General features: G+C 36.7%; 24 protein-coding genes. 21 read left to right on the top strand and 3 right to left on the bottom strand.

The genetic code is table 11. The features are described from left to right. Positions 1 to 5 precede the first annotated feature (5 nt). The 3 genes from CVFO_RS06020 to lipA are packed head-to-tail and all read left to right on the top strand — an operon-like array spanning position 6 to position 1,830. Entirely contained in the window at positions 6 to 284 is a 279-nt protein-coding gene (locus CVFO_RS06020) for a YbeD family protein (RefSeq protein ID WP_201339172.1), read from the top strand. A gap of 6 nt (positions 285 to 290) precedes the next feature. After that, on the top strand, positions 291 to 905 hold the full coding sequence (gene lipB / locus CVFO_RS06025; protein ID WP_201339173.1) for a lipoyl(octanoyl) transferase LipB: 615 nt from the start codon (positions 291 to 293) through the stop codon (positions 903 to 905). Further along, positions 883 to 1,830: a lipoyl synthase gene (lipA, locus tag CVFO_RS06030; RefSeq protein WP_201339174.1), complete on the top strand. Its 948-nt coding sequence runs from the start codon at positions 883 to 885 to the stop codon at positions 1,828 to 1,830. Before lipB ends, lipA begins: the two co-directional genes overlap by 23 nt. A 286-nt stretch (positions 1,831 to 2,116) precedes the next feature. Here lipA and CVFO_RS06035 read toward each other — a convergent pair whose 3' ends face one another. Then, complete coding sequence (locus CVFO_RS06035; RefSeq protein WP_201339175.1) at positions 2,117 to 5,608, bottom strand: efflux RND transporter permease subunit; 3,492 nt, start codon at positions 5,606 to 5,608, stop codon at positions 2,117 to 2,119. Positions 5,609 to 5,615: 7 nt separating this feature from the next. Beyond that, positions 5,616 to 6,791 (bottom strand): efflux RND transporter periplasmic adaptor subunit, encoded by a 1,176-nt coding sequence (locus tag CVFO_RS06040; RefSeq protein ID WP_201339176.1) that lies wholly within the window; start codon positions 6,789 to 6,791, stop codon positions 5,616 to 5,618. Positions 6,792 to 6,988: 197 nt separating this feature from the next. On the opposite strand from CVFO_RS06040, the gene pdxA reads away from it, so the two are divergent. The 4 genes from pdxA to CVFO_RS06060 are packed head-to-tail and all read left to right on the top strand — an operon-like array spanning position 6,989 to position 9,884. Further along, positions 6,989 to 7,987 (top strand): 4-hydroxythreonine-4-phosphate dehydrogenase PdxA, encoded by a 999-nt coding sequence (gene pdxA, locus CVFO_RS06045; RefSeq protein ID WP_201339177.1) that lies wholly within the window; start codon positions 6,989 to 6,991, stop codon positions 7,985 to 7,987. Continuing rightward, entirely contained in the window at positions 7,980 to 8,732 is a 753-nt protein-coding gene (gene rsmA / locus CVFO_RS06050; protein ID WP_201339178.1) for a 16S rRNA (adenine(1518)-N(6)/adenine(1519)-N(6))-dimethyltransferase RsmA, read from the top strand. The genes pdxA and rsmA overlap by 8 nt, the downstream gene beginning before the upstream one ends. Then, positions 8,716 to 9,087: a Co2+/Mg2+ efflux facilitator ApaG/CorD gene (gene apaG, locus CVFO_RS06055; protein ID WP_201339179.1), complete on the top strand. Its 372-nt coding sequence runs from the start codon at positions 8,716 to 8,718 to the stop codon at positions 9,085 to 9,087. The genes rsmA and apaG overlap by 17 nt, the downstream gene beginning before the upstream one ends. Further along, on the top strand, positions 9,087 to 9,884 hold the full coding sequence (locus CVFO_RS06060) for a symmetrical bis(5'-nucleosyl)-tetraphosphatase (RefSeq protein WP_201339180.1): 798 nt from the start codon (positions 9,087 to 9,089) through the stop codon (positions 9,882 to 9,884). Before apaG ends, CVFO_RS06060 begins: the two co-directional genes overlap by 1 nt. Here CVFO_RS06060 and dapF read toward each other — a convergent pair. Further along, entirely contained in the window at positions 9,881 to 10,696 is an 816-nt protein-coding gene (dapF, locus tag CVFO_RS06065) for a diaminopimelate epimerase (RefSeq protein ID WP_201339181.1), read from the bottom strand. The genes CVFO_RS06060 and dapF overlap by 4 nt on opposite strands. A gap of 90 nt (positions 10,697 to 10,786) precedes the next feature. On the opposite strand from dapF, the gene CVFO_RS06070 reads away from it, so the two are divergent. The 14 genes from CVFO_RS06070 to queC all read left to right on the top strand — a co-directional run bounded on the left by CVFO_RS06070 (position 10,787) and on the right by queC (position 25,204). Continuing rightward, positions 10,787 to 11,140, top strand: coding sequence for a gamma-butyrobetaine hydroxylase family protein (locus tag CVFO_RS06070; protein ID WP_201339182.1), 354 nt, complete (start codon positions 10,787 to 10,789; stop codon positions 11,138 to 11,140). A gap of 6 nt (positions 11,141 to 11,146) precedes the next feature. Beyond that, on the top strand, positions 11,147 to 12,484 hold the full coding sequence (gene rseP, locus CVFO_RS06075; RefSeq protein WP_201339183.1) for an RIP metalloprotease RseP: 1,338 nt from the start codon (positions 11,147 to 11,149) through the stop codon (positions 12,482 to 12,484). A gap of 47 nt (positions 12,485 to 12,531) precedes the next feature. Then, positions 12,532 to 14,823 (top strand): outer membrane protein assembly factor BamA, encoded by a 2,292-nt coding sequence (gene bamA, locus CVFO_RS06080; protein WP_201339184.1) that lies wholly within the window; start codon positions 12,532 to 12,534, stop codon positions 14,821 to 14,823. A gap of 41 nt (positions 14,824 to 14,864) precedes the next feature. After that, positions 14,865 to 15,863 (top strand): UDP-3-O-(3-hydroxymyristoyl)glucosamine N-acyltransferase, encoded by a 999-nt coding sequence (gene lpxD / locus CVFO_RS06085; RefSeq protein ID WP_201339185.1) that lies wholly within the window; start codon positions 14,865 to 14,867, stop codon positions 15,861 to 15,863. Between the two features lies 1 nt (position 15,864). Beyond that, entirely contained in the window at positions 15,865 to 16,308 is a 444-nt protein-coding gene (fabZ, locus tag CVFO_RS06090) for a 3-hydroxyacyl-ACP dehydratase FabZ (RefSeq protein WP_201339186.1), read from the top strand. Between the two features lie 26 nt (positions 16,309 to 16,334). Then, positions 16,335 to 17,126, top strand: a complete 792-nt coding sequence (gene lpxA / locus CVFO_RS06095; protein WP_201339187.1) for an acyl-ACP--UDP-N-acetylglucosamine O-acyltransferase — start codon at positions 16,335 to 16,337, stop codon at positions 17,124 to 17,126. A 17-nt stretch (positions 17,127 to 17,143) separates the two neighbouring features. Continuing rightward, positions 17,144 to 18,673, top strand: a complete 1,530-nt coding sequence (murJ, locus tag CVFO_RS06100) for a murein biosynthesis integral membrane protein MurJ (RefSeq protein WP_201339188.1) — start codon at positions 17,144 to 17,146, stop codon at positions 18,671 to 18,673. Next, on the top strand, positions 18,670 to 18,939 hold the full coding sequence (locus CVFO_RS06105) for an oxidative damage protection protein (protein WP_201339189.1): 270 nt from the start codon (positions 18,670 to 18,672) through the stop codon (positions 18,937 to 18,939). Before murJ ends, CVFO_RS06105 begins: the two co-directional genes overlap by 4 nt. Next, the gene (gene gmk, locus CVFO_RS06110; protein ID WP_225879234.1) at positions 18,908 to 19,543 is read left to right on the top strand and encodes a guanylate kinase; all 636 of its coding nucleotides are present in this window, start codon (positions 18,908 to 18,910) and stop codon (positions 19,541 to 19,543) included. The genes CVFO_RS06105 and gmk overlap by 32 nt, the downstream gene beginning before the upstream one ends. A gap of 48 nt (positions 19,544 to 19,591) precedes the next feature. Further along, positions 19,592 to 20,434, top strand: coding sequence for an RNA polymerase sigma factor RpoH (gene rpoH, locus CVFO_RS06115; RefSeq protein WP_201339190.1), 843 nt, complete (start codon positions 19,592 to 19,594; stop codon positions 20,432 to 20,434). Between the two features lie 62 nt (positions 20,435 to 20,496). Beyond that, positions 20,497 to 20,784: a co-chaperone GroES gene (locus CVFO_RS06120; protein WP_201339191.1), complete on the top strand. Its 288-nt coding sequence runs from the start codon at positions 20,497 to 20,499 to the stop codon at positions 20,782 to 20,784. Positions 20,785 to 20,796: 12 nt separating this feature from the next. After that, on the top strand, positions 20,797 to 22,434 hold the full coding sequence (gene groL / locus CVFO_RS06125) for a chaperonin GroEL (protein WP_201339192.1): 1,638 nt from the start codon (positions 20,797 to 20,799) through the stop codon (positions 22,432 to 22,434). A 201-nt stretch (positions 22,435 to 22,635) separates the two neighbouring features. Next, entirely contained in the window at positions 22,636 to 24,519 is a 1,884-nt protein-coding gene (gene parE, locus CVFO_RS06130; protein WP_281064393.1) for a DNA topoisomerase IV subunit B, read from the top strand. Beyond that, positions 24,512 to 25,204, top strand: a complete 693-nt coding sequence (gene queC, locus CVFO_RS06135; protein ID WP_201339193.1) for a 7-cyano-7-deazaguanine synthase QueC — start codon at positions 24,512 to 24,514, stop codon at positions 25,202 to 25,204. The genes parE and queC overlap by 8 nt, the downstream gene beginning before the upstream one ends. The last annotated feature ends 43 nt before the right edge of the window (positions 25,205 to 25,247 follow it).

Consider the following 25,247-nt stretch of genomic DNA (forward strand, 5'->3'; position numbering starts at 1 on the left):
TTGATATGACTACTACTAATCCCACTTCAGAAACACTGTTTAATTTTCCTTGCGATTATCCTATTAAAGTACTTGGTAAAGATTGCAAAGCACTTCAGCGTACTATTTGCAGTATTATTGAGCACCATGCTGACAAATTAAACCCCAATCAAATAACAAAAAAGCACAGCTCTAAAGGCAGTTATGTGTCTTTTACTATTCGTATTATTGCCAGTAGTAGAGTTCAACTGGATGCCATTAATCAAGATCTGCAAGACTGTCATCTAGTGTCTTATGTTTTATAAATTTTTATGCGTGTTATCAACCTAGGGCGTCAAGATTATTTAAACATTTGGGAACAGATGAAAATATTTACCAATGCTCGTGATAAAAACACCCAAGATGAGCTGTGGATTGTAGAACACAACCCTGTATTCACACAAGGTATTTCTAGTAAACCAGAACATGTTTTATCAAGTAGTGATATTCCTATTATTCAAACTGATCGTGGCGGACAAATTACTTATCATGGCCCTGGTCAAGTGGTTATTTATTGTTTAATTGACCTTAAGCGTCTTGGTATTGGGGTTAAAAAAATGATTGAAATCATTGAAAATTCAATCATTGATTTAGTAAAAACCCACGCTATTAAAGCACATCTAAAATTAGGCGCACCGGGCGTGTATGTTGATAATGCTAAAATTGCAGCACTAGGCTTAAAAGTTAAACAATCAAGAACTTATCATGGCTTGAGTCTTAATGTGGATATGGATTTGTCTCCGTTTATGCAAATTAACCCTTGTGGATATCAAGGCTTGAAAGTAACACAACTTTGTGATTTAACGGATAATAGCGATACCTTAAATACCGTTGCTGAGAAACTTAGCCAAATACTTATTAACCATGTTGCAAGAAATAGACATTAAAAGCCTAAAAGGTAAATCTAAAGTGGCACGTTTAAAAATTAAGCCCGATGCTGACAGGGCACCCATTAGAAAACCAAGTTGGATTCGCATTAAGCATGCTGCCGGTCCAAAAGTTGACCAATTAAAAAAAACACTTCGATCACAGAAGCTATTTACAGTTTGTGAAGAGGCACAATGCCCAAATTTGAGCGAGTGTTTTAACCATGGTACGGCCACTTTTATGATTATGGGGCAAATTTGCACGCGTCGCTGCCCATTTTGTGACGTTGCTCACGGTAAGCCTAAAGCACTTGATGTAGATGAGCCTAAACATTTGGCTGATACCATTAAAAAAATGCAGCTTAAGTATGTGGTAATCACTTCAGTAGATAGGGATGATTTACGTGATGGTGGCGCTCAACATTTTAAAATGTGTATTGATAGCATCAGGCTCAGTACTCCTAAAGTGAAAATTGAAATTCTAACACCAGACTTCAGAGGTAGGATTGATAAAGCACTTGAAGTCTTTAAATCTTGCCCGCCTGATGTGTTTAATCATAATCTAGAAACAGTGCCAAGCCTATACCCAAAAGTCCGCCCTGGTGCAAGTTATGAGTATTCATTGGGACTGCTTAAAGAATTTAAACAACAACACCCGTTTGTCATTACTAAATCAGGATTAATGTTAGGGGTGGGTGAAAGTGAAAAACAAGTGATTAATGTGTTAAAAGACTTACGCAAACACAATGTAGATATGCTGACCTTGGGTCAATACTTACAGCCAAGCAAACATCATTTAGCTGTTGAAGCGTATATTCATCCGAATCAATTTGATAAATACAAAAAAATTGCACTTAAATTAGGGTTTGCTCAAGTTGCTAGTGGGCCCATGGTGCGCTCTTCTTACCATGCTGATTTACAAGTCAAAGGCGAATTAATAAGTTAAAAATTAGTAGGAATGAAGATAGGAATATACACTGGATAGTAAGACACAATTGGTGTAGGAATTAGACAGGCAAATAAGCAATATGATTTATAGCATCTTTTCTGGATACCATTCTTTCTTTGTTAATAATCTTTCTCTTTCGTGCAACAAAGGGTGTGAATGTATGATCACCATCTATAAATTGAGCATTAGAGTATTTAACAAGTTCTGAGGCCCCAAAGAGCGCTAGCAGACTTAAATAAAAATAATAATAGCAACATTGCTATTATTATTTTAACGTTTCGAATCATAAATCGCTCTTATCTTCTTTCTTCAACAATTTGTTAGTGTCTATTTTTTTACTGCTAGCTTCTTTGGCTTGATTTTTTTTACCCAAAACCATTTTTATCCACTCCTTAGGATCTTTACCTATTTTTTTAAATTTTGATTTTTTAACTTTGACTGGTTTCTCAACATTGTATTTTGCATCTGCATCTGCATCACCAGGAAGAAGCCCCATGTTAACTGCGATATTTCTACAAGCAGCTTCACCAGCAGACAAAGTACCTAATGGGATTACAATTAGAGTAAGCACAGTAGAAATCAGCACACCGAATGATAACGAAATTGCCATACCTTGGAAAATGGGGTCTGATAAGATAACACTAGAACCACCAACCAATGCAAATGCAGTAATCATAATAGGTCGTGTACGTGAAGAGCATGAATTAATCACTGCGTCAAAAAACGGCATACCTTTGGCATATTCTTGAACAGTAAAGTCAACCAATAAAATAGAGTTTCGTACAATAATACCTGCCAGTGCAATCCAACCAATCATTGAAGTAGCTGTAAATTCTGCACCTAACAACCAATGACCCGGAACAATACCTAGCAATGTTAATGGAATTGGTGCCATAATAACAGCTGGGATAATAAAGTTACCAAACTGCCATACAACCAACATATAAATTACCACCAGTGCCACAGCAAATGCACTACCCATATCACGGAAAGTCTCATAAGTAATCGTCCATTCACCTGTCCATTCAAAACTTGGAACGGTTTGATCTGTTGGTGGTCCTAGATATTCACCTTGTAATTGCTTGCCATCAATCGTTTGGTATTTAAGTAGCAAGTCATCCACACCCATCATTGCATAAATTGGTGCGCTTAAGCGACCTTTGGGCTCGCCCAACACATATTCAACATCTGCTAAATCTTTGTGGAAAATTAAGTCATCTTGCTTTTTATAACTAAACGAACCCAACTCTGAAATTGGAATCATACCGCCATGTTGTGAAGGTACAGGCAATTGAGTTAAATAAGACAATTGAGAGCGTTTAGATAACGGTATTTGCAGACAAATATGCGAAGGTTCGAGTGCATTTTTTAATCGAATTGTACCTACATTAAAGCTACCCATGGCCATAGAAAGTGTTTCTTTAATGGTCATAACACTAACACCAAATCGAGAGGCTTTTGCTGTATCCACTTGAAAATCAATAACAGGATATTTATCACGCATTAGATTATCAACATCTGTCATTGTGCCAGATTCTTTAAATAATTCTGTCAAATCGTTTGCAAGTTTTCGACGCGTTTCTTTGTCTGGACCATATACTTCAGCAACTACGGGGCGCAACACTGGGGGACCTGGTGGCATTTCAACAATAGCATAATTAGCGCCTGCATCTTCCGCAATTTGCTTAACCAAAGTTCTTGCTTCTAAAGCAATCTCATGGCTAGAGCGGTCACGTTCTGACTTTTCAACCAGCTGAATTTGTAATTCACCTTCTGAAGGGGTTTGTCTTAAATAATAATGCCTTACCAAGCCGTTAAAATCAAAAGGCTTGGCAGTACCTGAATAAGATTGAATGGCAACCACTTCTGGCATATTACGCAACACTTGTGCCATTTTATGCAAGGTTGAAGCGGTATTCGCTAGTGCTGTACCATCAGGCATATCCAATACCACACCAAATTCAGACTTATTATCCAGTGGCAACATTTTTACAGGAACCGAAGTAGTGTAAAACATTGACATTGATATAAAAAAAGTAACCACTAATCCAATTAAGAAACTCCAACCATATATTTTTGTGTTGAACAATTTAGAAATGGTTGAATGAAAAAATGCAAACATAATCTTTGCTTCTTTTTTTTCTTTTTTATGCATTTTTCGCAACACATTTAAAGGTGGTGCAAACACCATAATAAAATAAGGCGTAAAAACGAATGCTGCAAATAATGAAAACATCATTGCAACCGATCCTAATACAGGAATTGGTGCCATATATGGACCCATCATGCCACTAACTGCCGCCATAGGTACTAAAGCCGCGACCACAGTAAAGGTTGCTAAAATTGTTGGGTTACCGACTTCACGCACTGCGTCAATTGCAGTACCAATGGTGATTTTATTATCAATCAACCATCGCCTATAAATATTCTCGGTAACAACAATGGCGTCATCCACCAAAATACCAATTGAGAAAATCAGGGCAAATAAACTCACCCTATCAATGGTCATACCCAACATCCATGCAGAAAAAATGGTCATCAATAATACAACTGGAATAACCAGTGTGACAACAATGGCTGGACGAATACCCAAAGCAAACCAAACAAGTACAGTTACTGCACCTGTGGCAATAAATAATTTTTTAATCAAAGCATTTACTTTGTTTTTTGCAGATTCTCCGTAGTTTCTAGTGACACTAACCTCTACATTATCAGGAATTAATCTACCCTTTAACGCTTCAACTTTAGCAAGAATATTTTGCGCTACTTCTACGCCATTAGTACCATATTTCTTTGCAATGGCAATGGTTACAGCTTGTTCTCCAGTCGCTTTTTTACCTGTTTTGTTTGCTTTTCCTGTGTAATAGCTAACCATGTGTTCAGCATCTTCTGGCGCATAATATACATCAGCCACATCACGCACATAAATTGGCTTACCATCGCTGACTGTAATAACTAAGTTTTCAATATCTTCAACTTTATTAAAAAAATCACCTGCATAGACCTCCATCTTAAAGCCATTTAGCTCAATATTACCTGTGTGCCCCCTGACATTAGCATTACCAACTGTACTGGCAATTTGTTGAATAGAAATGCCATATCCAGCTAAACGACCTGGATAAGCATCAATATGAAAAATTTCCTTACGCCCACCAACAATAAAACCGTTGTTAGTATCTTTAACCTTGGCAAGTTGTTGTAACAACTCCAAACCCAATGAGCGCAACTGCCCATCATCCAATGATTTTGACCACAGCGTTAAATTGATAATTGGTACGTCATCAATTTCTTTGGGCTTAATGAGTGGTTGTTTAGCACCTGGTGGCATAAAATCAAGATTTGCTAACATTTTGTCACGCACTTTGATAATAGAGGCGTTCATTTCCTGGCCCACATCAAACTCAACAGTAATAATACCCTGACTTTTATCACTAACAGAATAAACATGCTTAACGCCTAAAATATTTGATATTAAACGCTCTAAAGGCTTAACAATAATATTTGACACTTCCTCAGAAGAAGCGCCTGGATACTCGACAAATAAGTCAATAAGTGGCACAGAAATTTGAGGATCTTCTTGTCTTGGAGTTGAAATTAAACCAATAATACCCGCACCTAACATAGCGAAGAATATGATAATGGATAATGGCGAAGTAATGAAGGCTTTGGTAAGCTTTCCAGCAATACCTAACTCAAAATCTTTATAATCAATTTTTTCAAACTCTTTGTACGCCTCATCAATTTTTGTTTGATCAGCGTGATTTTTATTTGCCATAATTAAATTAAATACTCATGCCTGAAACCATTAAGATATTTGGATTGGCAACAATTTTTTCACCAATTTTCAAACCTGATAAAACACTTTTCTTATCCTTACCAACTTGTTCGCCTAAACGTATGAATCTTAACTCTGTTTTATTGGTTGATGAATTAATAACGAATACACTTGGCAGTGAAGAACGCCACATAATAGCCACTTCAGGAATGGTGGGTGTTAATACGCCAGAGTCTGTTTCAAAAATTTCTACTTCTGCATATGCGCCTGACAATACTGGCACATTAGCTGGCAAATCAAACTTAACTTTAACACTGTGTTTGGCATTATCTGCAATGGGATAAATTTGTGAAAGTTTGGCATTAACCACAATATTAGCAATGTCCAATTTAATACGGTATGTTTTGTTAAGTTTAAGACTTCTGACTAGTCTTGAAGGTACATTTACTTCAACTTGAAGATTTTTAATATTGGCAAATTTTAATAAAATTTGACCAGGCTGAACAACATCACCCTTACTAATACTTTTAGCCACAATCACACCATCAAATGGTGCGCTAATATTGGCATCTTTTAAACGTGCTTCAACTTGCTTTAAATGTAATTCGGCTTGCTTGAGTTTATTTTTAGCCTGCTGATAGTTTGTGTATCTAGAGGTTCTATTAGCAAACTTGTCAAAATCTGGATTACCTTGGCCTGATATCTTTAGCATAGGATCAGTAAACATTGAAAACATACCTGGTACGCTACCAAACATACCACCTGAGTTTGGGGATACGATTGATTGTGAATATTGAACACCCGCATTTCTAAGTGCTTCATTGGCTGAGGCAATTTCAGCATAAGCTGAATCTCTTTGCGCTTGAATGGATTCTTGTTCTAATTTGACTAAAATTGAACCTTGTTTAAACATATCACCTTCTTGACCGCCAATGCTTAATACATCGCCAGAGACCTGAGCAACTAAATTAACTTGTGAAGAAGAAATGACCGAACCACCCAATAGTGCTCTTTTGTCAAGTGACATACCACTCACAACTTGGACGTTATAAATAGATTCAAAATTATTAACACTTTGATTTACACCTCTCAAAGGCGCACCAAATGATGTGATTTGTGCCTGAGAAAACAACGAAAACATCAATAAAATTGATGTGAACAATAAGGAGACTAATGCATTCATAGTTGACCTGTTTTTAAAAATAAAAAAAATAAACTTTAGCGAGAATTTTATATGATTAAAATATACCATATTTATTTATTTTTTTAAATATGGGCAGCCTGCTTTTATCCTATTGGTACAAGTGTTTGTTTTTAAATAACTTTATTTACTTTCATGAACAAATTTCTCTTGTATAAAAATCTCACAATATTAACCTAATGACGAATATCGCTTTCACCGTTGGAGAACCATCAGGCATTGGACCTGATTTAGCTGTTATTTACGCTCAAAAAAAATCAAGTAAAAATCTTTTGTTATTTGCAGATCCAGATGTCTTATTAAATCGCGCAAAACAACTTAATTTAAACATAAAAATCGTTGAATCCGAACAAACCAGTTCAGCTTATGAACTGTCTGTCTATCCAATTAAAGTTAACGCTCCTGTAGAATGCGGCATTTTAAATAAAGACAATGCACAATATGTGTTAAATACACTTGATTGTGCAACTGGATATTGCCTTAACTCACGATGCAATGCCTTGGTTACTGGTCCGGTACATAAGGGCATTATTAACCAAGCAGGAATTGGTTTTACGGGGCATACTGAATATTTAGCCAACTTATCTAATACCGATAAAACAGTCATGATGTTGGCAACAAGTGACTTAAGGGTTGCACTAGCAACCACGCACATGCCGCTTTCAGAAGTGCCTCAAAGTATTACCACCCAATCTTTGCAAAAAACCATTAGTATTATTCATCAATTCTTATTAAATGATGGTATCTATACACCTAAGATTGTTGTATGTGGCTTAAATCCACATGCAGGCGAAGATGGCTATTTAGGCATGGAAGAGATTGAAATTATCAATCCTTTAATCAAAAAACTAAACAACCAAGGGTATAATCTTATCGGTAGTGTACCTGCTGATACAGCCTTTACACCTGATGCGCTGATTGGTGTTGACTGTGTACTTACCATGTATCATGACCAAGGCTTGCCAGTGCTAAAAACATTGGGATTTAAAAAAGCAGTTAACATTACACTGGGTTTGCCGTTTATCCGAACCTCAGTGGATCATGGTAGTGCGCTTAGTCTTGCTGGTACTGGGAATATTAACCTTGGTAGTTTAAATACTGCACTGAATTATGCACAAATACTAGTGCTCAATCATAAAAAACGTCAATCTTCACAAGTGGCATCATCTTATGCATAAAGCTCGTAAGCGTTTTGGACAAAACTTCCTTATTGATCATAGAATTATTGATCGCATTATTGCCACCATCGCTCCAAAGCGTGACGATAATTTACTAGAAATCGGCCCTGGGCAAGGCGCCATAACCCTGCCTTTATTAGATTATATTGAGCAATTAAACGTCATTGAAATTGATCGAAATTTAATTTCAATTTTAGAATCACTTGAACGCCCTAATTTAATCATTCATCAAGGCGATGTCCTTAAATTTGACTTAAACGCCCTACCCACACCAATTAGAATAGTTGGAAATTTACCTTATAATATTTCCTCTCCTGTTCTTTTTTATTTGCTTGAAAATTTAGATAAAATAAAAGACATGACCTTCATGCTGCAAAAAGAAGTTGTAGAAAGGATGGCAGCAAATAATGGCTCTAAAATATATGGACGTTTAAGTGTCATGATGCAGGCATTTTTTGATGTTCAGATGATTTTTATCGTACCACCAGAATCATTCAATCCTGCACCAAGAGTAGAATCTGCCATTGTGCATTTAAAACCTTTAAGACAACCAAAAACCAAAGACATTAAAGTACTTGAAAAAGTTGTAAAATTAGCATTTTCACAACGCAGAAAAACGCTAAGGAATTGCTTAAAATCAATACTAACTCAAGGGCAAACTGATATTGACTTATCTCAACGCGCCGAAATGCTAACAATTGATAATTTTATTACCTTAACACAAGACTATGAAAAACAACATTGAAATCAAGGTTAAAGTAGCTTATTTGGAGCATCAGTCAGATGTTTATGCAAGTCAGTACGCTTATACTTACACCATTACTATCACCAACAAAGGTCATGTTGGCGTGCAGCTTTTAACGCGTCATTGGCGCATTCAAGATGAAACTGGACATACTGAAGATGTTATTGGCGAAGGCGTGATTGGTCAACAACCTCATTTAGCGTCAGGAGAATCTTTTCAGTACGCTTCAGGTGCCATTATCAAAACCTTAACTGGCTCCATGAAAGGCTCTTATGGCATGATTGATGACCATGGCGAACGTTTTAATGTACAAGTTCCTGAATTTGTACTCAGTAAGCCTTATACGCTACATTAATGTCAGATTATTTAATTGGCGACATTCAAGGTTGCTTTGACGCCTTGCAAGCTTTGTTAAAAAAAATTAAATTCTCAAGCGACAAAGATCAGCTATTTTTTTTAGGCGATGTGGTCAACAGGGGTAAGAAATCTTTAGCTACATTGCGTTTTATTAAAGATTTAAAAAGTAATGCTTCGATGGTGTTGGGTAATCATGATTTTCACTTGTTAGCCTGTTCGCTAGGCAGCAAAAAACCCAATAAGAAAGACACGTTTATGGATGTTATCAATGCCAATGATGCAGATTCACTACTGGATTTTCTGCGCAACCAGCCTTTGATAATTAAACACAAAAATGTTCTTATGATTCATGCTGGCGTGCCACCAAATTGGGATGTTGACAGACTTTTTCAACAATCTAAGCAAGTTCAAAAACACCTTCAAGGTACTAACATTTCACAGTTTTTAGATAAAATATATGACAATAAGTCTAATATTTGGTCTAAAGGTTTAACTGAATTAGAGCAATGTCGATATACTATTAACGCCCTAATGCGGCTACGCTTTTGCAAAGCTAATGGTGAATTAGAATTTAGCCATAAAATGAATTATACGCATCCACCAAAAGGTTTTAAAGCTTGGTTTATGCACAAAAATAGAGTGTTAAAAAATACCGATATATTCTTTGGTCATTGGTCTAGTTTGTCAGGTGTTAATCAAACACGCATTTATCCTATGGATCATGGCTGTATTTGGCATGGGCGATTAAGTGCTATCAGACTAAAGGACAGACAAGTCTTTTCTGTCAATTGTTAAATGTCCACCTTGCCTTCAAATACAAATTGTGCAGGGCCTGATAAAAATACATGCCCACCCTGTGTGTATTCAATCAAAGCATCGCCACCACTTAAGTGAGCAATCACATTTTCTTTTAATAAGCCTTGATCAACACCATAAACCACTGCTGCACAGGCACCAGAGCCGCAAGCTAAAGTTTCACCAGAACCGCGTTCATAAACACGCAAATTAATTTCATGAGTATTCAAAATTTGTATAAAACCAATGTTAGCTTGGTTGGGCAGCAACTTACTTTGTTGAATTTTGGGTGCAATGCTACTAACATCAACGGCATTAACATCCTCAACTAGCATAACACAATGAGGATTGCCAATTGAAACAACACCTAAACCACATCCTTCAATTTGATAATGTGCGCTTTGTTGTGGCACGAGGAGTGGGATATCAACTGGATTAAGACTAGGCTTCCCCATATCAACACGTACTGTGTTGTCAGTATTCAAATGCAAACTAATAATGCTAGAGCGAGTTTCGACAACAATTGGGTTTTTATTACTTAAACCTTTTTCACTAACAAAACGCGCAAAACAACGCGCCCCATTGCCACATTGCTCCACTTCTAAACCGTCAGCATTATAGATAGCATAACGAAAATCAACATCTTTTGTGTTGCTAGTTTCAACCGTTAATAGTTGGTCAAAGCCAATGCCGAAATGTCGATTGGCTAAATTTGCTATTTGTTCAGCATTAAAAACAATATCACCAGCAAGATTGTCAACCACCATAAAGTCGTTACCAAGTCCGTGCATTTTTGTAAAATTAATCAACATATTTTATGTATTATCCACTTATAACTCTCAAGGTTAAGAATAATTGAATTCTGATAAAATATCACTTGATTTCCACATCCAGGCAACCAAATGCAAACACCAACTAATATTACCTTAAACAAAGAAAAAATCTTATTAACCGTCACCTTTGACAAGATTGATTATCCACTTAGCGCTGAATATTTAAGAGTTTATTCACCCTCAGCTGAAGTGGTTGGCCATGGCAAGGGGCAAGAAACTTTGCAACTTAATAAAGAAAACGTAACCATTCTACGCATTCAGCCAACAGGTAATTATGCCGTTATTTTATTTTTTAGCGATAATCATGACAGTGGTATTTACTCCTGGTCACACTTGCATAAACTTGCTTTGAATCATGACAAGCTTTGGCATGAATATTTACAAAAACTCAAAGATGCTGGACACACTCACCCACAATTATAAACCCCAATGGCGTTTATTTCTGCCCTAGGGTATTTCTTAATTACCATTGGTATTTTGGTAACTGTTCATGAATTGGGTCATTTTTTAGTTGCTAAAAAACTTAACGTCAAGGTCTTGCGTTTTTCGATTGGGTTTGGCAAGATTTTAAAATCATTTAAATATGGCGAAACTCAATACACGCTGTGCGTACTCCCTTTAGGTGGCTTTGTTAAAATGCTTGATGAAAACGAAGCACCAGTTGAAGCGTCAGAAAAACACCGTGCTTTTAATCAGCAAAGCGTTTATAAGCGCATTATGATTGTTGCAGCTGGACCGATTGCTAATTTTCTTTTAGCTATTATCCTCTACACTGTTGTTTTTGTTATCGGTGTTAATGGTGTTAAGCCTATTGTAGGCGCACTTGAAAGTCCTAGTATTGCTCAAAAGTCAGGCATTAAAACAGGCGACCAGCTACTGAGCATTAATGGCGTTTTAACACCAACCATCAGCGAATTTTCAATTAATTTTATTCAATCACTGGATGAGAATCCTCTTTATGTTAATGTCATTTCCAGCACTTCAAATCTTAAAAAATTAGAACTTAACTTATCTGGCGACTTCTTATCCAATCCAGAACAAGGTATTGAGCACTACTTAGGGTTTAAGTTTGCCATGCCTAAACTTGAGGTAATTATTGACCATGTTGTGCCTAATTCGCCCGCTTCAATAGCAGGCTTACAAACAAATGACAAAATCCTAAATGCAAACCAGATTCGTATCAATTCATGGCATGATTTTGTTAATGTCATTCAAAACAGCCCAAATAAAGAAATTAATTTGCAAGTTAAACGCAATGGTAATACTTTAAATACAATACTGACACCAAAAATTGAGAACGGTTTAGCCAAAGCGGGTATTAGCGTTTTGGTACCCACTGGTTATTTAGATAAGTGGCTCGTATTAGTTAAAAAAGATATATTTGGTGCTTTCATAGCAGCTAATGATAAAGTTTATCAACTCACCTTGCTTAACTTGAAAATGATTAAAAAAATGATTATGGGTGACGCATCACTTAATCAGATTAGCGGACCTATTAGCATTGCTAACTATGCCGGCAAAAGTGCCCAAGTTGGCTTTGTATCATTTTTATCTTTCTTGGCGCTCATTAGTATTGGCTTGGGTTTGCTTAATTTATTGCCCATTCCGCTATTAGATGGCGGGCATTTGTTTTTCTATTTAATAGAGCTCATTAAAGGTTCGGCTGTTAGCCAATCATTTCAACAAGTTTTAACAAAATTTGGCTTGCTTGTTATTATGTCACTAACAGTTGTTGCTCTGTATAATGATTTGTCACGTTTATTATAATTTATGAAAAAAATATGAGAAAAATATGAGAAAAATATGAGAAAAATATGAAAAAAATTATCACCTTATTTGTCTTAGTAGCAAGCATTTTTGCTTGTTCAGTTGCACTAGCAGCGCCTATTAAAAATATTGAAATTCTAGGTCTTAATGTTATTTCTAGGGGTACGGTCTTAGGCTATCTTCCAGTTGAAACAGGTGATGATTACAACAATCAAACATCAGGACAAATTATTCGTGCTCTGTATAAAACTAATTTTTTTAAAGACATTGAAGTTTCTCAAGAGGCTCAAATTTTGAAAATCAAGTTAACAGAAAACCCTCATATTAAATACATTGATGTGACTAATTATTCAAATAAAGTCATTGAAGAAAAGTCATTAAATCAAATTTTGAAAACTATGGGGCTTTCTCAAGGCAAAATTTTCAATAAAAGACAACTTGATAAATTAATTGCCCAACTAAAAGCTGTCTATGCATCAAAAGGTTATTACGGCATTAGCATCGCCAAAACTATTAAGATTGATACACAGAATAGAGTGGGTATTGAGCTTAATATTAGTGAAGGCAAAGTGGCAAAAATTAGCTCAATGAAAATTACTGGTAATCGTGTTTTTGATGAAAGCGAATTATTAAATTTATTTAAAATTGGGCAAGCTGACTTTTTTATTATCAATTATTTCACCGAAAAAGATCACCACTCCAAGGTGGCATTAGATGCCGGCATTGAATCTATGAAATCATTCTATATTAACGCCGGTTATCTTGATTTTAAAGTTAATGAAGTCAAAACAGATTTATCAGAAGACAAACAAAATATCAGCATTAACATTCAGATTAGTGAAGGCGCTGAATACAAAATTGGCACCATTCAATTTACAGGCGACTTGCTTAGTCATTCCATTGAAGATCTTAGAAAGTTATTGAGTTTTAAAAAAGGTGATGTGTTTGAACGCAAAAAAATGATACAGAGTTTGCAGGCTATTAACGACGTATTCGCCAATCAAGGCTATGCTTTTTCTGATGTCAAAGTTGCAACATTAGAAAACACAAGTGCACATACAATTGATTTAAATATTGACATAACGCCCAATAAAAAAGTTTACATTAACCGCATCACTATTGTTGGCAACACCCGTACTCAGGATGAAGTTATTCGTCGTGAAATTGACATTCATGAGGGGGGGGTGTACTCTAGTACTGAACTTAATGAATCTATCGAAAAAATCAAACGCTTAGGCTTTTTCTCCGATGTAAAAATGCAAGTTTCAAAACTTGAAGGCTTTAAAGATAAAATTAACCTACATTTTAGTGTTGAAGAAACCCAAACCGGTACTTTTTCAATTGGCTTATCACACTCTAATAGCACAGGTGCATCACTCAACTTAGGCGTACAAGAAAGAAATTTTTTAGGCACGGGTAATACACTAAATCTTTCCTTATCTAACTCTAAAGCAGCAAGAAATATTAGTTTTTATTTTTCTGATCCGTATTTTACTCAAAATGGGCACAGCATTAGTTACGGCGTATTTTCCAAAAAATTAGATGCATCTGAATTAGAGTTGGATAAATATAAGATTGATGAAAATGGCTTTAGTTTAGGTTATAGCATACCCGTAACAAAAGAAACAAGAATTGGCGCTGACTTAAGAGCTTCAAAGCGTGATATTACTTGTGGAACAACCTTTTCTAATAATGATCACGAGCCAACACAATGTGCCAGTAAAGATAAAACTGAACTGAAATTGGGCTTGAATTGGAGTAACAACACACTAAATGACTTTAATTTTCCAACCAAAGGGCAAAAAAATAGTTTAAATTTTAGTCTGGCCTTGCCTATGGCAGATTTTCATTATTATAAGCTAGATGCCTCTCATAAAAGTTACTACCCATTGAAAAATGATTTAACTCTTTCCTTGAAAAGTAATCTAGGCCTTGCTCAAGGTTATGATAACAAAGAACTGCCTTTCTTTAAACGCTACTATGGTGGCGGATCCTCGTCAGTGCGTGGGTTTGACTTTAACTCCTTAGGTGCAAAATATATAGGTAGTGACAAAGCCAAAGGTGGTGAACTTTCCTTCCTGACTAGTGCCTCAGTCATCTCGCCAATAAAATTTATAGATGATAGTAAAAACATGCGCATTAGTGCCTTTGTTGATTTGGGGTCAATTAGTGAAAAAGCCTCTGGGTTTGACTTAGATGAATTACGCCTTTCAATAGGTGTTGCATTTTCTTGGCTAACACCTATTGGACCATTAGGCTTTTATGTTGCCCAGCCTTTAATTAAAAAATTAGGTGATAAAACCAAAACATTTGACTTTACATTAGGCACTAGTTTCTAAATCAAGCACAGATATAACTACCTTTTGACTTAATCTGAATAATGCACACATTAGGGGAAATTGCTAAAATCATCAATGCTAAACTTGTAGGTGATGCTAATATTGAAATTACAGACATTGCCACGAGTCTATCGGCCAATCAAACACAACTAACTTATATCGATGGTAACAAGCACAAAAAAACGTTAATAAACTCCAAGGCCGGTGTTGTTATTCTTAATAATGATTTGTTAAAAAACTGCCCTACCAATGCTTTAGTGGTTGATGATGTCTACTTAGCATTTGCAAAAGCCACACACTTGTTTAAAAAACAAACTATGCATTATCAAGGCATCCATCCAAGTGCCAAAATCAATGATGCAAAAATAGCGCCAAACTGTACTATCGGTAAAAATGTTGTTATTGGCAATCACTGCGCCATTGCTTCAAATGTTGTTATTGAGGATAATGTTACTATTGGTAATCATGCTTTGATTCAGCCAAATGTGAGTATTTTGCAAGGCTGTTCAATTGGCAACAATGTTGTTATATCTCCTGGCGTAGTGATTGGCTCAGAAGGATTTGGCAATGCCCAAGATCAACAAAAACACTGGCATAGTATTGCCCACCTTGGTTATGTTGTTATTGGCAACAATGTGAGCATTGGTGCAAACACAACCATTGATAGAGGCACGATTGAAAACACTCAAATTCACAACGGTGTACGAATTGATAACTTAGTACATATTGCGCACAACGTTATTATTGGTCAAGACTCTGCCATTGCTGCCACAGTGACCATTGGTGGTAGTTGCACGCTAGGCAAAAGATGCATGGTGGGTGGCGGTGCAACCATTGCCAGCCACATCAGTTTAGCAGATGATATTATTGTAACAGGTGCCAGCACTGTTGATAAAAATCTATCTGAGCAAGGGCATTACACAGGCTTCACCTCTATTAGCAGGCATCAAAAATGGAAGAAAATACAAGTATGGCTGTTAAATCTTGATAAAATCGCTCATTATTTAAACATTAAACTTAAAGAATTAAAGGAAAAATAACATGGAAATGAACATTCAAGACGTCAAAAACTACCTACTCCATCGTTATCCTTTTTTGCTCATTGATAGAGTGCTAGAGCTAGAAATTGGCAAATCAATTGTGGCGTTAAAAAATGTGACCTTTAATGAACCTCAATTTACCGGACACTTCCCTAACCAGCCAATTATGCCTGGTGTTATGATCGTTGAAGCTTTAGCCCAAGCAACAGGCATTTTAGCCTTTAAATCTGAAGTAGGCAAACCAATTGATGGACAAATATACATGCTTGTTGGTATTGATAAAGTCAGATTTAAACGCATAGTTGAGCCTGGAGACCAGTTGCGTTTAGAGGTAGAAATCATAACAGTTAAGCGTGGTATTTGGAAGTTTAAATGCAAAGCAACTGTAGATAATCAAATTGTTACGAGTGCTGAACTAATGTGTACTCAAAAAGCAGCAGATTAATTAAAAAAAAAATTAAGGAGCGTAAGGTGGCTATAGATCCTAGTGCAATTATCGACCCTAGTGCAAAAATTCATAAAAATGCTGAAATATGCGCTTATGTTATTATCGGTGCTAATGTAGAAATTGATTCTGGCACAATTGTTGAAGCACACGCTGTTATTCAAGGTCCGACTAAAATTGGAAAGAATAACCATATTTATTCTTTCGCCTCAATAGGTGGAGACCCACAAGATATTACTTATGCAGAAGGTCAAGAATCTAGCTTAATTATTGGCAACGACAATCTCATTCGTGAATTTTGCACCATTAACCGTGGCACCGAAAAAGAAAATTCCATCACTCGAGTGGGTTCTAATAATATGTTAATGGCTTATGTTCATATTGCTCATGATTGTCAGGTAGGTGATCATATTATTATGTCTAACAACGCCTCTCTTGCAGGTCATGTTAGAATCCATGATTGGGCAATTTTAGGTGGCTTTACCCTAGTTAAACAATTCTGCATGATTGGCATGCATACCTATGTTGGCATGGGTTGTCAAATCAACAAAGACATTCCTGCTTATATGGTCGCCTCTGGTGTGCAAACTCAGGTTAGAAGTATTAACGCCGAAGGTATGAGACGACGAGGTTTTAGCCCTAATGCAATTGCCGCTATTAAACGCGCCTTTAAAGCTGTTTATCGTGAATCTGGCTTATTGGAGCAATCTCTTAAAGAATTAGAACAATCAGAATCTGGCCATCCAGAAGTGGTTCAATTTGTTAAATGCATTCGTAGTTCTAAAGTTGGTATTATGCGCGGCCCAACTGAGGAATGATATTTTAGAGATGTCCTTTGGATAAGTCTTTTTTAAAGTCCAGCAGCATTATCGCTGCCATGACTTTTCTTTCACGCATACTAGGCTTGGTACGTGATTATTTTATTGCCCGATATTTTGGTGCCAACGGTCTGACTGATGCCTTTTTAATTGCCTTTAGAATTCCCAATTTTTTTAGGCGTCTATTTGGCGAAGGTGCTTTTTCACAAGCTTTTGTGCCTATCTTAGCTGAGGCTAAAGCCAATAATACACAGGCCGAGGTTCAAAATATCATTAACCACATTGGCACAAAATTTCTTTTTGTGTTAATTGTAATCACACTCATTACAGTTATTATTGCGCCCATCATCATTTTTATGTTCGCTTGGGGTTTTTACTTTTCACCCGACCCAACGCAATTTAACCTGGCATCAGACATGCTAAGAATCACCTTTCCTTATTTGTTATTCATCTCTTTAACAGCTTTTTCTGGCGCTATTTTAAATACTTATGATCAGTTTGCAGTGCCTGCATTTACACCAGTTTTACTCAATATTTCTATGATTTTGAGTGCCGTATATTTATCTGAATATATGGACACCCCTATTATGGCACTGGCATGGGGGGTGTTTTTTGGTGGCATTGCACAACTTTTATTTCAGATACTTTTTTTATTAAAAATAAAAAAACTACCCAAATTAGCACTTGGCGACCATCAAGCAGTCAAGCTCTTAAAAAAACGCATGTTACCTGCTCTATTTGGCGTATCAGTATCACAAATCAATTTACTAATTGATACTATGATTGCCTCAGTTCTTGTCAGTGGTAGTGTTTCATGGCTATATTATTCAGACAGGCTATTAGAACTACCTCTAGCACTTATTGGTATTGCTTTAGCAACAGTGTCTTTAGCCAAACTAAGCCAGCATTTTGCTGATAAAAATGATGAGAAATTTGTACAAACAATTAATAATGCTTTAACAATTGGAGTGTTATTGGGGCTACCTGCCTGTGCTGGCTTGGTGTTGCTTGCTGAGCCTCTAATTATCACTTTGTTTCAATACGATCAATTTGATGCATTTGCTGCATTACAATCATCATCAAGCCTGATAGCTTATGGTTCAGGATTAATGGCTTTTATTTTTGTTAAGATTTTAGCGCCTATTTTTTTATCCAGAGGAGACACCAAAACACCCGTTAAAGTCGGGGTTATTGCTATGATATCTAATGTTTTCTTAAACATTGTTTTAGGTTTTTATTTTGCCCACGTGGGTCTGGCAATAGCCACTTCTATTTCTGCCTTACTTAATGCCGGCTTGCTCTATTACTATTTAAACAAGCAATCTATCTTCAATGTTTCTAGTAACTTATATCAAACTTTTTTTAAAGCCTTGGCTGCAAGCTTTATAATGGCTGTCTTTATTTTGATTTTTGGACCAGAAGTTGAGCTTTATTTTAAAGCTGATGTCAGTTCAAGAATAACATTACTTGGCACAACCATTGTGCTTGCAATTATTATATATTTTGCCAGCTTAAAACTGCTAAACATAGGAATGAAAAAACAATGAATACTGTAAAATGCATTAAATTAGACCAACAACTTGAAGCCTTAGATAGGGCGCCCTATCCTGGTGAATTGGGTCAAAGAATACTAAGCAATGTATCCAAACAAGGTTGGCAACTCTGGCTTGAGCACCAAACCATGTTAATCAATGAAAACAACTTAAATCTGATGGATTCAAACGCACAAAGTTATCTTAAAGAACAAATGGATAAGTTCTTCTTTTCAAAAGAAGGTGCAGATGATATTCAAGGTTACACACCCAGTGAGTAATGGCGTGTTGTTTGTGATTTCCGCCCCTTCAGGATGCGGAAAAACCTCATTAGTTAAAGCGCTTATTAAAAAAATTGACCATTTGTGTGTTTCAGTTTCACACACCACAAGAGCGACACGCTTAGGCGAAGTACAGGGCGAGAACTACTTTTTTGTCTCTAAAGATGAATTTAATAAAATAAAAAATAGAAACGGCTTTATCGAATCAGCACAAGTGTTTGATAATGACTATGGCAGTGCAAAACAATCAGTTCAAAATTTGTTAAATAATGGCTCTGACGTTATTTTAGAGATTGACTGGCAAGGTTTTAGACAGGTTAAACAAACCTTCAATCACTCAGTTGGTATTTTTATTCTCCCGCCTTCTCAAGCAGCATTAAAAGAACGTCTAACCAACAGAGGACAAGACAAACAAAGCATTATTGACAGAAGAATGCATGATGCAGCCAATGAAATGCAACATTTTAATGAATTTGACTATCTGGTTATTAATGATAATTTTGACGTGGCTCTGAATGATTTATCAACCATTGTGCAGGCCGAGCGCCTAACGTTAGCACAACAATCAAATAAGCATCGAGATTTGCTTAAAACATTGATATAGCCTATAATCTCAACCCTTACTAATATTTATCGTTAGTTATTTAACAAAATGAATCAAGAACTCGCATTATTACCTGCTAAAAAAGCCTCAAGTTTAGAGGTTCAAAAATACCCGCCCATCTTAAGCAGTGCACAAGAGCATGAGTTAGCCGTTCAATTATATGAAAATCACGATTTAAGCGCGGCCAGAAAATTAGTTTTGTCGCACATGCGTTTTGTCGCCTTTATTGCCCATGGTTACAAAGGCTATGGTCTTGAACAGGCCGATCTTGTGCAAGAAGGCACCATTGGGTTAATGAAGGCGGTTAAGCGTTTTAATCCAAATAGAAATGTACGCCTTGCCTCATTCGCGGTGTATTGGATTCGTGCGGAAATTCACGAATTTATTTTCAAGAATTGGAAAATCGTTAAAGTTGCCACAACCAAAGCGCAACGCAAATTATTTTTCAAACTTAAACAAGCCAAAGCGCATATTTATAGCTCATTGAACGAAGAGCAGGCGGATAAAATTGCCAACGATTTGGGCGTGCGTCGTAAGGATGTATTGGAGATGGAATCTCGCTTGCAATTCAACGACGTAACGTTTGAAGTATCTGATAATGAAGATTCTCACGCACCAGAACAATACTTAACCAATGAAAACGTCCAAACACCTGAGCAATTATTACTAATAGACGATTCAAAACAGAACCAGCAGCAGCAACTTTACAAAGCCTTATCATCCTTAGATGAAAGAAGTTTAGATATTTTACAATCTAGATACTTGAAAGAAGAAAAAACAACCCTACATACTTTAGCAGACAAGTATCGCATTTCAAAAGAAAGAGTGCGCCAACTTGAAACTAAAGCCATGCAAAAGCTTAAATCAAACTTACAAGAGCAAACTCTTTAAAGACTGACTTAAGCTTAAGGTATTAGCTTAAAAATTAATTATTTATTAACTAGGAGAAAAAAATGAATATTCGACCCCTTCACGATCGTGTGATCGTTCGTAGAACACAAGAGGAAAAAACCACTGAAAGTGGATTAATTATCCCAGATTCAGCTACAGAAAAACCTTCAAAGGGTGAAATTTTGGCAGTTGGTCATGGCAGAATTAACGACAATGATGATGTTATTGCATTGGACGTTAAAATTGGAGACCAAGTATTATTTGGACAATATGCGGGTAATAAAATTAAAGTAGATGGCGAAACATTGCTAGTGATGCGTGAAGACGACATTGTTGCAGTTATTGAATAAAGGAGATTAAAAATGTCAGCAAAAGATATAAAATTTGGCTCAGAAGCTAGAAATTTAATGTTAGATGGTGTTAATATGCTAGCTAACGCAGTTAAAGTAACACTAGGACCTAAAGGTAGAAACGTTGTATTGGATAAGTCGTTTGGCGGCCCTACAATTACTAAAGATGGTGTTTCTGTTGCTCAAGAAATTACCTTAGAAGGTAAATTTGAAAATATGGGTGCACAAATGGTCAAAGAAGTGGCATCAAAAACCAATGATATTGCTGGTGATGGTACCACAACAGCAACTGTACTTGCACAAGCCCTCGTTATTGAAGGTGTTAAATCAGTAGCAGCAGGCATGAACCCTATGGATCTTAAACGAGGTATTGATAAAGCAACAGAGGCTGCTGTTAATGCGTTGCGTGAGTTCTCACAACCTTGCAATGATACAAAAGCTATTGCCCAAGTTGGCACTATTTCTGCAAACTCTGATGTTTCTGTGGGTGATATTATTGCCGATGCCATGGAAAAAGTAGGTCAAGCTGGTGTTATTACAGTTGAAGAAGGCTCTGGTTTTGAAAATGAGCTTGATGTGGTCGAGGGTATGCAATTTGATCGTGGCTATTTATCACCTTACTTTGTCAACAATCAAGAAGCAATGACTGCTGATCTTGAGACACCTTTTGTATTATTACATGACGGTAAAATTTCAAATATTCGTGATTTATTGCCTGCACTAGAAGCAGTTCAAAAATCAGGCAAAGCTTTGTTAATCATCGCTGAAGATATTGATGGCGAAGCGCTGGCCACATTAGTGGTTAATAACATGCGTGGTATTGTTAAAGTTGCAGCAGTTAAAGCGCCTGGCTTTGGCGATCGTCGTAAAGCAGTTTTAGAAGACATTGCTGTACTAACAGGTGGCATGGTTATTTCAGAAGAAGTTGGTTTGTCTTTAGAAAAAGTAACTGAAGAACATCTTGGCACTGCTAAGCGCATTGAAATCGGCAAGGAAAACACAGTCATTGTTGATGGTGCTGGCAAAAAAGCTGATATTGATGGCCGTATTGCACAAATTAAAGCACAAATTGAAACCACAACGAGTGATTACGATAAAGAAAAATTACTTGAACGCTTGGCTAAATTATCAGGTGGTGTTGCTGTGATTAAAGTAGGTGCTGCTACTGAAGTTGAAATGAAAGAAAAGAAAAGCCGTGTTGATGATGCATTACACGCCACTCGCGCTGCTGTTGAAGAGGGCGTCGTTCCTGGTGGTGGTGTTGCCTTGGTTCGTGCCATTAAAGCTCTAGATGGATTAACGGGTGATAATCATGATCAAAATATTGGTATTGACATTGCTAAGCGCGCTATGGAAGCGCCATTACGCCAAATTGTAACAAATGGTGGTGGTGAGGCCTCTGTTATTCTTAACGAAGTTGCTAAAGGCAAAGGCAATTATGGCTACAATGCAGCAACAGAAGAATATGGTGATATGCTTAAAATGGGTATTTTAGACCCAACAAAAGTTGTTCGTGCAGCATTACAACATGCTGCCAGTATCTCGGGTCTTATGATTACAACCGAGGCAATGATTACTGACGCGCCTCAAGACGCGTCTGCTGCTGCACCTGATATGGGTGGCATGGGCGGTATGGGTGGTATGATGTAACCGTCATATTATTCAAGTAAATAAAAAGCTCCATTTTATGGAGCTTTTTTTGGTATGATACTTGCCAAATTATCACACTCAAACATTAAGACCACTGCATTAGCCCAGCATAACCCATGAAACATCACCCTTCTCACCCAAAAACTCGTCAAATAGCAATCTATTCTCCTTATTTTTGCATAGGTAATGCATAGCCTCATCATGAGTAACTACGATTCATCCTCTATTGAGGTTTTAACAGGCCTTGAACCAGTGCGCAAACGCCCAGGAATGTACACTGAAACTGAGCGCCCAAACCACCTTGCCCAAGAAGTTATTGATAATAGTGTTGATGAAGCAATTGCAGGATATGCTTCTAAAATTAGCGTTGTTTTATACAAAGATGGTTCTTTATCCGTTGAAGATAATGGTCGAGGTATGCCTGTAGATATTCACCCTAAGGAGGGCAAGTCAGGTGTTGAGGTTATTTTAACTAAACTCCATGCAGGCGGAAAATTTTCAAATGATGCATACCAATTTTCAGGCGGTTTACATGGTGTTGGTATTTCAGTGGTTAATGCCCTATCTACCTTGGTAGAAATTTGGATTAAAAGGGATGCTAAAGAATATTACATCACTTTTTCAAATGGTTTTAAACAAACAGAACTTGAAATAACTCGCAGTATTGGCAAGCGAAACACAGGTACTATTGTTAAATTCAAACCCGATGCACAGTTTTTTGACACCATTAAATTTTCTGCAAGCAGACTACGCCATAACTTACGCTCTAAAGCGATTTTATGCCCAAGTTTGGAAGTTAATTTTTATAATGAAGTAGATGAAACAACAGATAAATGGGTTTACAAAGAAGGCTTAAAAGATTATCTATCTATATCTTTAGATGGCTTAGATTGCCTACCACCCACCCCCTTTATTACTGATTACAAAACTGACGAACAACAACTTAATTGTTCGCTCGCATGGACGCAATACAACACCAATATTGTGGCTGAAAGCTATGTTAATCTCATTCCAACCATTGGTGGTGGCACACATGTTAATGGGTTAAGGTCAGGACTTACTGAAGCCTTAAAAGAATTTTGCGAATTTAGAAATTTAATTCCCAAAAACATCAAACTCACGCCTGATGATATCTGGCAAAAAATTGCTTATGTATTATCCATCAAAATATTAGATCCGCAATTTTCTGGACAAACCAAAGAAAGACTTTCCTCTAGAGAGTGTGCTAGTTTTGTTGCCAATGTTGTTAAAGATGCCTTTAGTCTTTGGCTAAATCAGCATACCAGCATTGCAGAGCAAATTGCTCAATTGGCTATTGTCAATGCACAGGCAAGACTTAAAACCAACAAAAAAGTCATTCGCAAGAAAATAGTTAGCGGTCCTGCCCTGCCTGGAAAATTATCAGATTGTACTAGCACTGATCTTAATCAAACAGAAGTATTTTTAGTTGAAGGTGACTCTGCAGGTGGTTCTGCCAAACAGGCAAGAGACAAAGAGTATCAGGCCATTTTGCCACTACGCGGTAAAATTTTAAACACTTGGGAGGTTGATTCTGATCAAGTATTGGCCAGTAACGAAATTCATGATATCAGCATTGCCATTGGTCTTGAACCTAATAGTGAAGACTTATCTGGCTTAAGATATGGCAAAATTTGTATTCTTGCCGATGCCGATTCAGATGGCGCACATATTGCCACGCTCATTTGCACTTTATTCGTAAAACACTTCCCAAAACTTATTAAAGAAGGTCATATATTTGTTGCAATGCCACCTTTATATCGTGTGGACGCAGGAAAACAAGTTCACTACGCTCTTGATGACAATGAACGAGACGCCATTATTAGAAAAATAGAAAGTGAAAACAAGCGTGTTAAAATTCAAGTTCAGCGCTTTAAAGGTTTGGGTGAAATGAACCCTTCTCAACTAAGAGAAACCACCATGTTGCCTGATACTAGGCGCTTAATTCAACTCACATTAGATGATCCACTGCAAGTTTTTCAAACCATGGATATGTTGTTAAGCAAAAAACGCGCAGCTGATCGAAAAAAATGGTTAGAAGAAAAGGGCAATTTAGCCAATGTCTAGCACTAACAATGATACCAAAGCAGTAATTCTTTCATCTGGCGGGTTAGATTCCACCACGACTTTAGCCATTGCTAAATTAAAAGGTTTCGAGTGTTACAGTCTTAGTTTTGATTACGGGCAAAAGCAAAAATCAGAGCTAAAATCTGCAAAAAATATTGCTAAAATTTTTGCCACCAGCGAACATAGAGTTATGAAAATATCCTTATCTGATATTGGCGGATCCGCCTTAACAGATGATAATATTGACGTACCAAGATTTTCTCAAAGCGATGACATTCCGATCACTTACGTACCTGCTCGCAATACCATTTTTTTATCCTATGCACTGGCATGGTCAGAGGTATTAGACTGTCAGCATGTATTTATTGGTGTTAATGCACTGGATTACTCAGGTTACCCCGATTGTAGAGAGGCTTATATCAAAGCATTTGAAGTAATGGCCAATCTTGCCACTAAACAAGGTGTTGAAGGAAAAAAGCTAACCATTCATACGCCACTAATTCATTTAAATAAAGCACAAATTATCAAAAAAGGACTTTCTCTTGGCATTGACTATTCACTAACAACAACGTGTTATCAGGCAGATAAAAACGGAAAAGCTTGCGGCATTTGTGATGCGTGTGAATATAGAAAATTAGGCTTTAAAGAGGCAAAAGTAGCAGACCCAACTCGATATCAAATCTAGAGCTATTTATATAGAACACTTTAATAAAAAAAATTAAATTTAG

Origin of the sequence: Isorropodon fossajaponicum endosymbiont JTNG4, assembly GCF_016592615.1 — a bacterium.
Lineage (GTDB): Bacteria > Pseudomonadota > Gammaproteobacteria > PS1 > Pseudothioglobaceae > Ruthia.

What these genes read in the sequence shown, in the direction of transcription:
- CVFO_RS06020 (WP_201339172.1), top strand. Translation starts at nt 6, where the DNA reads ATGACTACTACTAATCCCACTTCAGAAACACTGTTTAATTTTCCTTGC.
- lipB (WP_201339173.1), top strand. Translation starts at nt 291, where the DNA reads ATGCGTGTTATCAACCTAGGGCGTCAAGATTATTTAAACATTTGGGAA.
- lipA (WP_201339174.1), top strand. Translation starts at nt 883, where the DNA reads ATGTTGCAAGAAATAGACATTAAAAGCCTAAAAGGTAAATCTAAAGTG.
- CVFO_RS06035 (WP_201339175.1), bottom strand. Translation starts at nt 5,608, where the DNA reads ATGGCAAATAAAAATCACGCTGATCAAACAAAAATTGATGAGGCGTAC.
- CVFO_RS06040 (WP_201339176.1), bottom strand. Translation starts at nt 6,791, where the DNA reads ATGAATGCATTAGTCTCCTTATTGTTCACATCAATTTTATTGATGTTT.
- pdxA (WP_201339177.1), top strand. Translation starts at nt 6,989, where the DNA reads ATGACGAATATCGCTTTCACCGTTGGAGAACCATCAGGCATTGGACCT.
- rsmA (WP_201339178.1), top strand. Translation starts at nt 7,980, where the DNA reads ATGCATAAAGCTCGTAAGCGTTTTGGACAAAACTTCCTTATTGATCAT.
- apaG (WP_201339179.1), top strand. Translation starts at nt 8,716, where the DNA reads ATGAAAAACAACATTGAAATCAAGGTTAAAGTAGCTTATTTGGAGCAT.
- CVFO_RS06060 (WP_201339180.1), top strand. Translation starts at nt 9,087, where the DNA reads ATGTCAGATTATTTAATTGGCGACATTCAAGGTTGCTTTGACGCCTTG.
- dapF (WP_201339181.1), bottom strand. Translation starts at nt 10,696, where the DNA reads ATGTTGATTAATTTTACAAAAATGCACGGACTTGGTAACGACTTTATG.
- CVFO_RS06070 (WP_201339182.1), top strand. Translation starts at nt 10,787, where the DNA reads ATGCAAACACCAACTAATATTACCTTAAACAAAGAAAAAATCTTATTA.
- rseP (WP_201339183.1), top strand. Translation starts at nt 11,147, where the DNA reads ATGGCGTTTATTTCTGCCCTAGGGTATTTCTTAATTACCATTGGTATT.
- bamA (WP_201339184.1), top strand. Translation starts at nt 12,532, where the DNA reads ATGAAAAAAATTATCACCTTATTTGTCTTAGTAGCAAGCATTTTTGCT.
- lpxD (WP_201339185.1), top strand. Translation starts at nt 14,865, where the DNA reads ATGCACACATTAGGGGAAATTGCTAAAATCATCAATGCTAAACTTGTA.
- fabZ (WP_201339186.1), top strand. Translation starts at nt 15,865, where the DNA reads ATGGAAATGAACATTCAAGACGTCAAAAACTACCTACTCCATCGTTAT.
- CVFO_RS06105 (WP_201339189.1), top strand. Translation starts at nt 18,670, where the DNA reads ATGAATACTGTAAAATGCATTAAATTAGACCAACAACTTGAAGCCTTA.
- gmk (WP_225879234.1), top strand. Translation starts at nt 18,908, where the DNA reads ATGATATTCAAGGTTACACACCCAGTGAGTAATGGCGTGTTGTTTGTG.
- rpoH (WP_201339190.1), top strand. Translation starts at nt 19,592, where the DNA reads ATGAATCAAGAACTCGCATTATTACCTGCTAAAAAAGCCTCAAGTTTA.
- CVFO_RS06120 (WP_201339191.1), top strand. Translation starts at nt 20,497, where the DNA reads ATGAATATTCGACCCCTTCACGATCGTGTGATCGTTCGTAGAACACAA.
- groL (WP_201339192.1), top strand. Translation starts at nt 20,797, where the DNA reads ATGTCAGCAAAAGATATAAAATTTGGCTCAGAAGCTAGAAATTTAATG.
- parE (WP_281064393.1), top strand. Translation starts at nt 22,636, where the DNA reads ATGAGTAACTACGATTCATCCTCTATTGAGGTTTTAACAGGCCTTGAA.
- queC (WP_201339193.1), top strand. Translation starts at nt 24,512, where the DNA reads ATGTCTAGCACTAACAATGATACCAAAGCAGTAATTCTTTCATCTGGC.